General features: G+C 73.5%; 10 protein-coding genes. 7 read left to right on the forward strand and 3 right to left on the reverse strand.

The genetic code is table 11. The features are described 5' to 3' along the window. Window positions 1–411 precede the first annotated feature (411 nt). On the forward strand, window positions 412–1,782 hold the full coding sequence (locus tag I6A81_RS11805) for an alpha/beta hydrolase (RefSeq protein WP_307874607.1): 1,371 nt from the start codon (window positions 412–414) through the stop codon (window positions 1,780–1,782). A gap of 470 nt (window positions 1,783–2,252) precedes the next feature. After that, window positions 2,253–3,833, forward strand: coding sequence for an alpha/beta hydrolase (locus tag I6A81_RS11810; RefSeq protein WP_307874608.1), 1,581 nt, complete (start codon window positions 2,253–2,255; stop codon window positions 3,831–3,833). Window positions 3,834–4,098: 265 nt separating this feature from the next. On the opposite strand, the gene I6A81_RS11815 is transcribed toward I6A81_RS11810, so the two are convergent. Next, window positions 4,099–4,692: an NADPH-dependent FMN reductase gene (locus tag I6A81_RS11815; RefSeq protein WP_202998797.1), complete on the reverse strand. Its 594-nt coding sequence runs from the start codon at window positions 4,690–4,692 to the stop codon at window positions 4,099–4,101. Between the two features lie 380 nt (window positions 4,693–5,072). On the opposite strand from I6A81_RS11815, the gene soxR reads away from it, so the two are divergent. The 3 genes from soxR to I6A81_RS11830 all read left to right on the forward strand — a co-directional run bounded on the left by soxR (window position 5,073) and on the right by I6A81_RS11830 (window position 7,575). After that, window positions 5,073–5,501 (forward strand): redox-sensitive transcriptional activator SoxR, encoded by a 429-nt coding sequence (gene soxR / locus I6A81_RS43220; RefSeq protein ID WP_307874610.1) that lies wholly within the window; start codon window positions 5,073–5,075, stop codon window positions 5,499–5,501. Window positions 5,502–5,668: 167 nt separating this feature from the next. Further along, a complete protein-coding gene (locus tag I6A81_RS43225; RefSeq protein ID WP_307874611.1) occupies window positions 5,669–6,442 on the forward strand; it encodes a SigE family RNA polymerase sigma factor in 774 nt (257 codons plus the stop codon). After that, on the forward strand, window positions 6,439–7,575 hold the full coding sequence (locus I6A81_RS11830; RefSeq protein ID WP_202998612.1) for a hypothetical protein: 1,137 nt from the start codon (window positions 6,439–6,441) through the stop codon (window positions 7,573–7,575). The genes I6A81_RS43225 and I6A81_RS11830 overlap by 4 nt, the downstream gene beginning before the upstream one ends. Before the next feature lie 87 nt (window positions 7,576–7,662). Here the strand turns inward: I6A81_RS11830 and I6A81_RS11835 are convergent, their stop codons facing one another. Next, complete coding sequence (locus I6A81_RS11835) at window positions 7,663–8,946, reverse strand: ABC transporter permease (RefSeq protein ID WP_202998611.1); 1,284 nt, start codon at window positions 8,944–8,946, stop codon at window positions 7,663–7,665. Then, window positions 8,943–9,923 (reverse strand): ABC transporter ATP-binding protein, encoded by a 981-nt coding sequence (locus I6A81_RS11840; protein WP_307874612.1) that lies wholly within the window; start codon window positions 9,921–9,923, stop codon window positions 8,943–8,945. The genes I6A81_RS11835 and I6A81_RS11840 overlap by 4 nt, the downstream gene beginning before the upstream one ends. Window positions 9,924–10,232: 309 nt before the next feature. Between I6A81_RS11840 and I6A81_RS11845 the strand changes: the two genes are divergently transcribed. Beyond that, window positions 10,233–11,987 (forward strand): serine/threonine-protein kinase, encoded by a 1,755-nt coding sequence (locus I6A81_RS11845; protein ID WP_203010178.1) that lies wholly within the window; start codon window positions 10,233–10,235, stop codon window positions 11,985–11,987. 84 nt (window positions 11,988–12,071) lie between these two features. Then, complete coding sequence (locus tag I6A81_RS11850; protein WP_203010179.1) at window positions 12,072–12,485, forward strand: hypothetical protein; 414 nt, start codon at window positions 12,072–12,074, stop codon at window positions 12,483–12,485. Window positions 12,486–12,703: the final 218 nt, after the last annotated feature.

The following is a 12,703-nucleotide window of genomic DNA, read 5'->3' on the forward strand; positions in this document are numbered from 1 at the left end:
GTCCTCGCGGCCGGCCACCCGTTGCGGGTTGCCCGGTGTCACGGGGCGTTTCCGCGGGGCGTGGCGGGGGAGTTCGCGGTCTGCGGCTGTCACGGAGCGTGACCAGATAGCCAATCAGCCGCGGGTGCCGTACTGGGTCCGCGCCGACCGACGGGGGGATTGACGTCCGTGAGCTCTTCCTTGTTGGTGAAGCGAAGACCGGTGAAGTGGTCGTGGGGGGTGCGGCTGTCGAGCGCGCTGGCGGTGTCGTCGCTGTCGGTGGCGGGTCTCGCGGGTCCGGCGGAGGCAGGCGGGCCGGCGACAGCGGGCCGGTTGTCGGCGTGGACGGCGTGTGGTGACGGGTTGGAGTGCGCGACGCTCCCGGTCCCGTTGGATCACGCGCACCCGGCAACCGGGACTATCGAGTTGGCGGTGATCCGGCGCCCTGCGGCCGACCCGGCGCGTCGGATCGGGTCTCTGGTCTATCTGGCGGGCGGGCCGGGGGACTCCGGAGTCGACTTCGTCGAGCGGGTCCCGAAGCTGTTCAACGAGTCGGTGCGTGATCGGTTCGACATTGTCGGGTTCGACCAGCGGGGCGTCAGCCGAAGCGCCCCCGTCCGCTGCTTCACCGACGAGGAGAATGCCTCTGGAGAGGACTCGATCGCCGGACTGCCGAAGGATCGGTCGGCAGTGGGTGGGGAGCACTCGCTGGCCGTCGTGCCGGTGGGGGCGAAGCGGTCGTCTGGAAACGACGTCATGGCCGGGTTCGACGAGACCGCCGAGGTGTACCGCGAGTTCGCCGCGAACTGCGGTCGCCTGAGTGGGCCGTTGCTGCCCTACCTGTCGACCGAGGCGGCGGCCCGCGACGTCGACCTGCTGCGCGCCGCGCTGGGCGAGCCCAAGCTCACCGCCTACGGCGCCTCGTACGGCACCCAGCTGGGCGCCACCTACGCCGCGCTCTTCCCGACCCGGCTGCGCGCCCTGGTGCTGGACGCGCCGGCCGACCCGACGCTGCGGATCAACAACCCGCTGGAGCACCTCAGGTTGAAGGCGTTCGCGTTCGAGGCGGCGCTCAACGCCTTCTTCGCCTGGTGTGCCCACGACCCCAAGTGTGGCTTCGGCCATGGTGACCCGGCGGGTGCCTACGACCGGCTGATGGCCCGGCTCGCCGAGAAGCCGCTTGACGTGCGTGACAAGGACGGCACCACCACCCCGGTCGACGCGTCGGTGGCGCGCACCGCCGTCGTGCAGCTGTTGTACGGCGAGTGGGGTTGGCCGGACCTTGGGCTCGGGCTGCAGCGCGCCGACGACTACGACGACGGCTCGATCCTGCTCGACAAGTCTCGCGGGGAGGCTTCCGCTCAGCGGGAGAGTGAGCCCTACAGCAACTCCAACGAGGCCATTGAGGCTATCAACTGCGCGGACCAGAGCTACCCGACCGACCTCGCCGTCTATCGGCGTTTCCTCGTCGATCTCGCCCGCCAGACCCCGCGGATCGGCGTGACGCAAGCTCTGGTCGGCCTGGCCTGCGCGTTCTGGCCCACGCGGCCTGCTTCCCGCTATACCGGACCGTTCCAGGCGCAGGGGGCCCCGACGATTCTCGTGATCGGCACTACCGGCGACCCTGCGACGCCCTACCCGGAGGCGCGGACGCTGGCGGCCCAGCTGGGTGACCGCGGCGTCCTGCTGACCTGGCAGTCCTACACGCACGTCGCGTACAGGGGCTCCACCTGCGTCGACGAGATCACCGACCGCTATCTGATTGATCTGGTGACGCCCAAACCGAACACGGTCTGCCAGTAGGGCCGGTCCCGGAAGGCGCTGACGTCGTCTTCCGGTGGTCGTCGGCGGCCGGGCGAGCGGATCCTCTCGCCCGGCCGTCTTCGCGTGGACAGACCATCAAGATAGTCAACACTGCTGACACCCCGGAACGCTGTTTTTGATCGTGAAGTCGTTGGGTCGATGCCAGAACTCGCGAGCATCAAAGGACTGAAGGCTGCTCCTACGGGCCAGTCGCGATCTTCCCGCCGGTCGAGCCCGTCCGCCGAGACGGTCGGCTCGGTCGCCAGTCCACCGCCGTTCTCAGCCACCCGTTGCGGGTTACCCGGTGTCGCGGGGCGTTTCTGGCGGGCGTGATGGGGGAGTTCGCCGTCTGCGGCTGTCACGGAGCGTGACCAGAAAATCAATCAGTCGCGGGCGCCGTTGCGGGCCCGCCCTGACCGACGGGGGGATTGACGTCCGTGAACTCGTCCTTGTTGGTGAAACGAAGACCGGTGAAGGTGAAATGGTCGTGGCAGCTGCGGCTGTCGAGCGCGCTCGCGGTGTCGTCGCTGTCGGTCGCCGGTCTCGCGGGTCCGGTGGAGGCGGGTGGGCCGGCGACGGTGGGTCGGTTGTCGGCGTGGACGGCGTGTGGTGAGGGGTTGGAGTGCGCGACGTTGCCGGTGCCGTTGGATCATGCGCGTCCGGCGGCGGGGACGATCGAGTTGGCGGTGATCCGGCGCCCTGCGGCCGACCCGGCGCGTCGGATCGGGTCTCTGGTCTATCTGGAGGGCGGGCCGGGGGTCTCCGGCTTCGACAGCGTCCGTGACTCCGCCGAGCTGGTCGAGAAGCCGGTGCGTGACCGCTTCGACGTCGTCGGGTTCGACCAGCGGGGCGTCGGTCGAAGCGCCCCCGTCCGCTGCTACGCCGACACGGAGGCCGCCGAGAAGGCCTTGATCGGCGGGCTGCCGTGGGATCGGTCGGCGGCGAGTGGGTCACGCTGGCTGGCCGTCGCGCCGGTGGGGGCGAAGTCGTCGTACGGCGACGAGGTCCTGGCCGGGTTCGACGAGACCGTCGAGGAGCAACGCCGGTTCGCCGAGGGCTGCGGTCGGCTGAGTGGGCCGTTGCTGCCCTATCTGTCGACCGAGGCGGCGGCCCGTGACCTCGACCTGCTGCGCGCCGCGCTGGGCGAGTCCAGGCTCACCGCCTACGGCGCCTCGTACGGCACCGAGCTGGGCGTCACCTACGCCGCGCTCTTCCCGACCCGGCTGCGCGCGCTGGTGCTGGACGCGGTGGTCGACCCGAGGCTGTCGATAGACAATCCGTTCGTCGAGATCTGGCTGCAGGCGACGGCGTTCGAGAAGGCGTTCGACACCTTCCTGGGCAACTGCAAGCGCGACCCGGAGTGCACGTTCGGCCATGGTGACCCCGCGGGCGCCTACGACCGGCTGCTGGCCCGGCTCGCCGAGAAGCCGCTTTACGTACGCAACGAGGATGCCAACACCGTTACGGAGGTCGACGCGTCGGTGGTGCGCTTCGCCGTGGAGAAGCTGCTCTACAACGAGAGCAACTGGCCGAAGCTTGAGCTCGGGTTGCAGCGCGCCGACGACTACGACGACGGCTCGGTCCTGCTCGACGTCGTTCAGGGAAGCTCCGACCAGGAGGACGGGGTCTACGACAACCTTGCCGAGGCCAACGCCGCCATCAACTGCGCCGACCAGAGCTATCCGACCGACCTGGCCTTCTACCGCGGCTTCGCCGCCACCATGGCCCTCGAGGCTCCGCGGTTCGGCCCGATGCTCGCGCTGGTTGGGCTGCCCTGCGCGTTCTGGCCCACGTCCCCGGCCTCCCGCTACACCGGGCCGTTCCAGGCGCCGGGGGCGCCGCCGATCCTGGTGATCGGCACCACCGGCGACACGGCGACGCCCTACGTGGAGGCCCGGTCGCTGGCGTCCCAGCTGGGTGACCGCGCTGTCATGCTGACCTGGCGGTCCTTCACGCACGGTGCGTATGGGAACTCCACCTGCATCAACGAGGCGACCAACCGTTATCTGATTGACCTGGTCCCGCCCAAGCCGAACACGGTCTGCCAGTAGGACCGCATTCCGGACGGCGTCAAGGTCGTCGTCTCCGGGGCATCGTCGACGCCCGGTCGAGCGGATCCGCTCGACCGGGCGTCCTTGCGTGGACAGAGCAACAAGATAGTCAACGTTGTTGACGCCCCGACACCCTGTTTTTGATCTTGATGATCACTATGTCGTCACCCAAGTTCACAAGCTCCAAAGGACTGAAGACGCTCCTGTCGGCCAGTGGTGATCTTCGTGGATCCTCGGGCGCCGGTGGAGCGAGAGTGGGGCGGGTTCAGGCGGCGTAGGGGTGGGTGGCGCGGGCGGCGCGCAGCGCGTGGGCCCACCAGGCGAGCCGGTCGAGCAGGAGTTTGGCGGCTTCGGTGGGTCCGGTGGGGTCGTGGGGCTGGCCGTCGGGGCCGAAGCGGGCACGGGCGCCGTGGAAGCTGACGGTGTCGCGCAGGGTGGTGGCGTGTAGTTCGGCGAACACGGCTCGGAGGTGCTCGACGGCGCGCAGCCCGCCGGACAGGCCGCCGTAGGCGACGAACGCGACGGGTTTGGCGGCCCATTCGACGTGGTGGGCGTCGATGAGGATCTTCAGTGCCGCCGGGTAGCTGTGGTTGTACTCGGGGGTGATGACGACGAAGGCGTCGGCGGTGTCGAGTCGGCTGGCGACACCGAGGCGTGGTGAGAGCTCGACGGCGCCGGAGTGCACCGCGGGGTCGTCCTTGACCATCGTCCGCATCGCCTCGCGGACGTCGATGACGTCGACGTCGAAGTCCGGGTGGGTGGTGGCCTCGCCGGCGAACCAGTCGGCGACGGTCGTGGCGAACCGGCCCTCCCGCACGCTCGCGACGATCAGGGCGAGTCGCAGCTGGTCGTCCCACATGCGCATCCGGTCTCCTGTTCCCCGCGGGCCGGGGGATGTGCCGGCCGGCCGGCGGTGGCGGGAGGGGTGTGGCGCCGGCTGCCGCCAGCCTGGTACTTCAACAAAGGTTGAGGTCCAGTGCCGTGGCCGCGGGTACGGTGGCGCTCGTGACGCCGAACGACGCCGGTCCGGCGGCGGCACCGGCCGCCCGTGACCCGATCTGTGACCCGATCTGCCATCCGGTGGCTTCCGCCGTCCCCGGTCCGAGGCCGCCGGGCCCTCGGGTGGCTCCGCCGGCCGGGCCGGCCCCGGAGTCTGGCGAGGCAGGCCTGGCGGCCGTCCAGGAGGCGGGTCGGGGTGGCGAGGCGCCCGGTGGCGGCCGGTCGCCGCGGGCCAGGCCCGTGCCTGAGCTGACGATCGGGGAGCTGGCGGCGCGTAGTGGGGTGGCGCCGTCGGCGCTGCGGTTCTACGAGAGCCAGGGGCTCATCCGGTCTCGGCGCACGGCTGGCAACCAGCGTCGGTACAGCCGGGGCACGCTGCGTCGGATCGCGTTCATCCGGGCGTCGCAGAGTGTCGGGATCCCGTTGTCGGTGATCGGTGACGTGCTCGCCGGGTTGCCCGCGGACAGTACTCCTGGCCGGGAGTTCTGGGAGCGGGCGTCGGAGGACTGGGCGCGGGTGCTCAACGAGCGGATCCGGGCGCTGGAACGGCTGCGCGACCGGTTCACCGACTGCATTGGCTGCGGCTGCCTGTCGTTCGACCGCTGTGCTCTGGTCAATCCCGGTGACCAGGCCGCCCGGTTTGGTCCCGGGCCGCGCAACCTGCTCTGACCCGCCGGTTCTTGCCGGCTTCGCCGGTGGTCTGGCTCCTTGGCTGTTGGCGATGGTGGGTGTGGCCCGGTGTGGCCCGGTGTGGTCGGGTGTGGGCTCATCGTTGCCGGGACTGGATGCGTTGATGGGGGTGTAGGCGCAGACGTCCGGAAGCCGGGAGGCGAGGGGTGCGTGACGATGAGGAACGGGCATTCGAGGAGTTCGTCGGCAGATCGGCGGACCGGCTGCTGTTGAGCGCCGTGCTGCTCGTCGGCGGTGATCGGGCCGCGGGTGAGGACCTGCTGCAGGGGGCGTTCGAGCGGACCTACCGCCACTGGCCGAAGGTCAGCGAAGGCCACCCCGAGGCGTACGTACGCCGGGCGCTGGTCAACGGCGCGACCAGCCGCTGGCGACGGCTGCGGGCGCGGGTCGCAGAGGTGCCGCTGGTCACCGAGGGCCGGCCTGGTTCTCCGGAGGTGCCGGTCGCCGATCACGCGGAGGCGTTGTCGCTGCGGGATGGTCTGGTGCGGGCGCTGCGGACGTTGCCGCCGCGGCAGCGGGCCGTGATCGTGCTGCGCTATCTCGACGACCTGTCCGAGTCGGACGTGGCCGCGGCGCTGGGCTGCTCGGTCGGCTCGGTACGCAGCCAGGCCTCCCGGGGGCTTGCCCGGCTGCGGGAGAACAGCCATCTGCTCGACGGGCCGTCGACGGTGCGGGCGGCGCCGCGGGTGCCGGCGGGGGTGCCGGATGTGCTGACGAACGAGTCCGATGCCGAGGCCGACGCGGAGATCGTGCTGGTCAGGGCTGTTCCGGATGTCGCGGTGCCGGTGCCGGGGGCGCGGGCGGCGCGGCTGCGGCCGGTGGCCGGGGGGCGCCACGGCGGGCAGCGGGCGCCGGCTGGCGCGTCGCCGGATGTCGTCGCGGCGCGTGAGGCGCGGCAGGAGAAGGGAAACGCGCGGTGAGCGTCATCGATCATGATCTGGAGACGCGGCTGCGGGCCGCGCGGGCCGAGCTGCCGGAGCTGACCGTCGACCCGTGGTTCACCGAGTCCGTGCGGGCGCGGGCCTGGCGGCGTACCGCGCGGCTGCGGGCGGCCGGGGTGGCGGCGCTGGTGGCGGCGGTCGTCGCGGGGGTGGCGATCCCCGCCGGGCTGCTCGGCGGCACGGGGCACAAGGGGTCGATCGTCCCGGCGAAGACGCCGGCGCCGCTGGTGGACGCCGTGCCGTGGACGTATGGCGGGATCACGGTCACCTGGCTGCCGGCCGGGACGGTGCACGTCCGGGACGGCAACGGTGGGCAGGGTTTCCCAGGCCCGATGAGCCAGGTGTCCATGCTGCTCGGCTACAACGAGTCGAGCTACTCCAGCACGTTCATGCGCCCGGACGGCAAGGAGGCGTCGACGATCGAGGTGGGCGTCAACTGGATGCCGGACCTGGCCGCCTTCGGGGGAAACGGTGACCTGAAGAGCGTCCTGGGCACCGGCGCGACGGAGACGACCGTGCGCGGCCAGCAGGCGTTCCAGACGAGCGGCACCGTCGAGGGACGCTACGAGGGTGGCCTGTACTGGCGGGAGGGCGCGGACGGCCCGCTGCTGGGCGTCTCGACGCGGGACGTCACCCCGATCGACTGGGCGGAGATCCGTGGGATCGCCGAGGGGCTGAGGTTGGACCGCGACCCGGGCGGGGTGGACCCGGCGACGGTGGAACAGGTCAAGGCCGCGTTCTCGGTCGTGTACGGGGCGGGCGAGGAGACCGACGAGGCGTGGCTCGCCGCGGTGCAGGACGGCGCGGAGCTGATCGAGCTCGCCCACCGGGCGCGGGACCGGTATCCCCAGCTGGTCGAGACGCTGGAGATCAGTTTCTCGTCGATGCGGCGGCTGAGCCCGACGTCGGTCCAGCTCAGCTACACGATCAGTTTCATCGATGACACGGTGCCGGCGATCAAGAGCATGTACGCGTCGTCGTCGCCGAACATCCGCCGCTCGGTCGGCGGCTCGGGTTCGGCGGTTCTGGTGGACGGCCGTTGGATGGTGTCCCGGGAGAGCTACTGCGCCCAGCTCCGCCAGATGGGTGACAAGGAGCTGGTGTGTTCCTGAGCCGCGGCCAGGCCTGGAGCTGACGCGTCGGGCCGGTGGCACCCCGACCTCGGGGCGCCACCGGCCCGACGGCCGTGTGGGGGTGGGTCAGCGGTTGCGCAGGGCGTCGGTGAGGCGGATGCGGCTGCCGGTGCGTTTGACCGCGCCGGCGTAGATCCGGCCGGTGAGGCGGACGAGGGCGGCGATCGTGGCGGCGGCGAGCGCGACGGCCAGCGCGATCTGCCAGCCGGGCGCGGTGCCGGCGGCGATCAGCATGGGCATGATCAGGGGTGCGGACAGCGGGACGACCGACAGGACGTCGAGCAGACCGCTGTCCGGGTCCGACGGCAGCACGGAGACCCCGACCACGTACGGAATGATGATCATCATGATGATCGGGGTGGTGACGCCGGCGACGTCCTCCTGCCGGGACACGAGCGCGCCGGTGGCCGCGAACAGCAGGGCGTAGAGCGCGAAGCCGAGCAGGAACCAGAGCAGCGACCAGGTCACCGAGCCGAGCGCGACCGAGGTGGGCAGGTCGAGCACTCCGGTGCCCAGGGCCATCGGCACGGCGACGGCGGCGTAGAGGACGAGCTGGGACAGGCCGACCAGTCCGATGCCGAGGACCTTGCCCGCCATCAGCTGCCACGGTTTGACGGTCGCGAGGAGCAGTTCGACGACCCGGCTCGACTTCTCCTCGACGACGCCCTGGGCGACCGTCGGGCCGAAGATGAGCAGCGAGATGTAGAGCAGGATGCCGGTGATGACGCCGAGGGCGATGCGCGCCCCGTGGCGCGGGTCGGCGGGGTCGAGGGCCTCGACGTGTACCCCGGCGGCGCCCATGGCGGCCTGGACCTGGGCGGGGTCGCCGCCGAGCGCGGTGATCTGCGCGTCGAGTGCCTGCCCGCGGGCGACGGCGGTGAGCAGGGCGCCGGTGACGTCGTCGAGCTCCTCGCGGACGACGACCTGGAGGCCGTCGGCGCCGGTGGCGACGACGGCGGCGTCGAGGTCGCCGTCCTGGACCTGGGCGCGGGCGTCGGCGGGGTCGGGGACGGTGACGGTCCGCAGGTCGACGCCCGCGCCGTCGGCGGCGGCGTCGAGCGCGGCGGCCGCGGTGGCGTCGGCGGGCAGGAAGCCGACGGTGCTGGTCGAGGTGCCGCCGGCGAACAGGGACGCGGCGCCGATCCCGAGGACGAGCGCGACGACGAACAGCGGCGTCATGATCTTGAAGGCTTTGGAGCGGAGCCGGGTGGAGACCTCCCGGCTCAGCACGAGCCACAGCACGCGGCGGGTCGTCGGCGGTGGCGGCGCGTCCTGGCCGGTCGCCGGGGCGGGCGGCCCGGTGGGGGTGGTCGTGGGCGGGTCGGTGTCGAGCCCGGTCGCGCCGCTCATGGGCGTCCCTCCTTCTTCCACCGGGCCCGGCCGCGCCGGGTCGCCGGGGGTGGCGGGTCGGCGGGGGTGGGCGGCTCGTGGGTCACGACCTCGCGGAACAGCTGGGCCAGGGAGGGGCGGCGGTGGGCGAACTCGCGGACGGGGCCGGTCGCGAGCGCCGCGCGCAGGACCTGCTGGTCGTCGGCGCCGGCGGCCAGGCGCAGCTCGGTGCGGCCGCGGACGTCGCGGCCGGTGCTGAGCACGCTGGGCAGGGTGTCGGCCCAGCCGGCCGGCGCGTCGGGGGCGTCGACGACGAGCGTGGAGGCGCCGCCGGCGCGCAGCTCGTCGACGGGGCCGATGGCGACCATGGAGCCGGCGGAGACGATCCCGACCCGGTCGCACAGCCGTTCGACGAGGTCGAGCTGGTGGCTGGAGAAGACGACGGGCACGCCGGCGGCGGCTCGTTCGCGCAGCACGTCGCTCATCACGTCGACGGCGAGGGGGTCGAGGCCGGAGAACGGCTCGTCGAGGACGAGCACGGCCGGGTCGTGCACGAGGGCGGCGGCGAGCTGGGCGCGCTGCTGGTTGCCGAGGCTGAGGGCCTGCACCTCGTCGCCGAGCCGGGTCTCGATGCCGAGCCGGGCCGCCCACTGGCGGGTCGCGGTCCGGGCGGCGGCGGCACTCAGGCCGTGGAGCTGGGCGAGGTACTCCAGCTGCTCGCCGACTCGCATCTTCGGGTAGAGGCCGCGTTCCTCGGGCATGTAGCCGATCCGGCGGCGGACGTCGAAGGTGAGCGGGACCCCGTCGTAGCGGACCTCGCCGGCGTCGGCGGCCAGGACACCGAGCACGATGCGCATGGTGGTGGTCTTGCCGGCGCCGTTGCTGCCGACGAAGCCGAACAGCTCGCCGGCGCGGACGTCGAAGGTCATGTCGCGCAGCGCGACGATGTCTCCGTATCGTTTGGACAGCTCGTTGATGGTCAGTGCTGCGCCGGGCACCTCGCCGCCTTCCGTGTCGGACGACCAGACCCGCCGTGTCCGGATGCCGGCCCGGCCGGTACCCGGGCTGGGCCTGGAGCACATCCCGTGGCCTCATCGTGCCAGCCGGCGGCGGGGTGTCCGGGGCCAGGCGCGGTGGGTCTGCGTGACTTCTGAGGTTTCCTACCCGCGACCGGAACCAGACATACTGGCGTCATCTTCGCGGCTTGGCGCCCTGTCCCGGGCCGCGCGCCGGTGGTGTACGGGGCCGCCGGGCGGCGCGGGGACGTCCGTGGTCGGCCGCGTCACCGGACGAGGGGAGCGCGCTGGATGCCGCTGGCACCGTTGCGGGCCGGAGACCCGACCCGGGTGGGCGGCTACCAGCTGACCGCCCGGCTCGGCGCCGGCGGGATGGGTGTGGTGTTTCTCGGCGTCGCGGACGACACCGCCACGGTCGACCTCGCGCAGGCGTTACGGCGCCCCGGGGCGGGCGGCGGCGGGGTGGAGGCGGCGGCGGGCGGGCGGCTCGTCGCCGTGAAGCTGATCCACGCCAGGGTGGCGGCGCTGCCGGACTACCGGGCCCGGTTTCGCCGGGAGGTCGCCGCCGCGCGGGCCGTCGCCGGGACCTGCACCGCCCGGGTGCTCGCCGCCGACCCGGACGCGCCCCGGCCGTGGCTGGCGACCGAGTACGTCGCCGGGCCGAGCCTCGCCGAGGTCGTCGCGGCGGGTGGCAGCCTGCCGGGGCCGACCGTGGAGGCGCTCGCGGTCGGGCTCGCGGAGGCGCTGGTCGCGATCCACCGCGCCGGTGTCGTGCACCGGGACCTGAAACCGGCGAACGTGCTGATCGCCCCGGCCGGGCCGCGGGTGATCGACTTCGGGATGGCCCGGCCGGCGGTCGGCGCCGCGGGCGGGGCGGCGGGCGCGGAGGTCACCCGCGCGGGCGCGATCGTCGGCAGCCCCGGCTATCTGGCTCCCGAGCAGGCCGAGGTCGGTGGCCGGGTCGGTCCCGCGGCCGACGTGTGGGCGTGGGGGCTGACCGTGCTGTTCGCCGCGACGGGCCGGGCGCCGTTCGGGACGGGCAGCGCCGAGGTGCTGCTGATCCGGTCGATGCATGTCACGCCGGACCTGTCCGGGGTGCCGCCGCGGCTGGCCGAGGTGCTGCGGGTGGCGCTGTCGCGTGATCCCGCGGCCCGGCCGCCGGCGGCGGCGCTGCTGGCCGCGCTGGTCGGTGACGCGTCCGACCAGGGCGCGGTGACGGCCCGCGTCCTCGGCCAGGTCTGGCGTCCGCTCGCGCCCGTGCCGGCCGCCGTCGCCCCACCGGCGCCGCCGGCGCCGCTGGCGACACCACCGGCGACGCCGCCCGCCGTCGCCGGGGCCGGGAACGGCGCGGTCGGGGCGTGGCCAGCCGCGGGGCCCACCGGCTGGCCGTCGGGCGGCGGGCCGGCGTCCTCGTCCTGGTCGCCGTTTGGGGTTCCGCCGCCCGGCGCCTACCCGGGTGACGGTCATGGTCCGTTCCCGGCCGCCGGCCCGCCGCCGCACGGGCGGGCGCGGGGGCGGCGGCGCTGGCTCGTGCCCGTGGCGGCGGGCGCGCTGGCGCTGTCGGGGCTCGCGGGCGCGGGGATCACCACGGCGCTCGACGACGACGGCTCCGCGCCGTCGCCCACGCCGTCACCGACTCCGGTCGTCACGGTGAGCGGCGTCGCCGGGGCGCGGCCCAACCTGCCCGGCCATCCGGGACGCACGGACCTGCTCGCCGGCCGGTGGACGGGCACCTACACCTGCGCGCAGGGGGTCACGGCCCTGCGGCTGGACCTCGTCCCGCTGCCGGCGGCGCCCGGCCTGGTGGTCGCCGTGTTCACGTTCTCGCCGGCTCCCGACAACCCGGGCGTGCCGGGCGGGTCCTACCTGATGACCGGGGTGTTCGAGGCGACCCGGCTGCGGCTGTCCGGTGAGCGCTGGCTCGAGCAGCCCGCGGGCTACCAGATGGTCGGCCTGTCCGGGACCTATGAGGAGACCCCGGACCAGCGGCTGTCGGGCCGGGTCGACGGGGCCGGGTGCGGCTCGTTCCAGCTCCGCAAGTCCTGACCGGGCGCCGCGCCGGCGCGGCGCGGGCCGGGAAGGCGGGGCGGGTCGGTGCGCGCGGCCGGGTCGGCGTGGTCGACTGGTGAGGTGGCCGACTCCGACGCGCCGGTGACGCCGCCCGCGCTGTGCGGGCTGTGCGGGCATCCGTGGTCGACGCACTTCGGCGGCGGGCCGACCGCCGTGTGGGTGACCTGTTGCGCCGCCCCGGGCGAGGGCGGGGCGGCGGCGGTCGCCGACGAGGGGGGCTCCGGGCCGGTCGCCGGCCTGGGCGGACCCGTTCCCACGTGCTACTGCCGGCGCGCGGTGGACGAGTTCCGCGCGGAGGCGCTGGCCGCCGCCGGCCGGTCCGGTGGCGCGGTCGTGTGCGTGACCTGCGGCGCGGCCCCGGCGCAGGACACCCAGTGCCGGGCCTGCCGCGACGCCCGCCAGCGGGCCCGGCGGGCCCGTTTCGCCGCCCGTCAGGCCCAGCTGGCCCGTGATGCCCGCCGCCGTGGCCGCTGACGTCGCCATGCCCACTGGGGTCGCCGTCGCCGCCGAGGTCACCGAGGTCACCGTGGCCGGCGAGGAGCCTCCGGCCGGGCCAGTGCCCGGGCGGGGCAACGCCGCGGTGTCAGCCGGTCGGGCGGGGTGTGGCACGGGTTCCGGCGGGGTCTGGAACGGTTGCGCCTGGTCACTGTCGGGTAGCCTCCCACAGGCTGGCCCAAGAACCCCGAAGGCCC

The sequence above is a fragment of the Frankia nepalensis genome, assembly GCF_016786325.1.
Taxonomy (GTDB): domain Bacteria; phylum Actinomycetota; class Actinomycetes; order Frankiales; family Frankiaceae; genus Pseudofrankia; species Pseudofrankia nepalensis.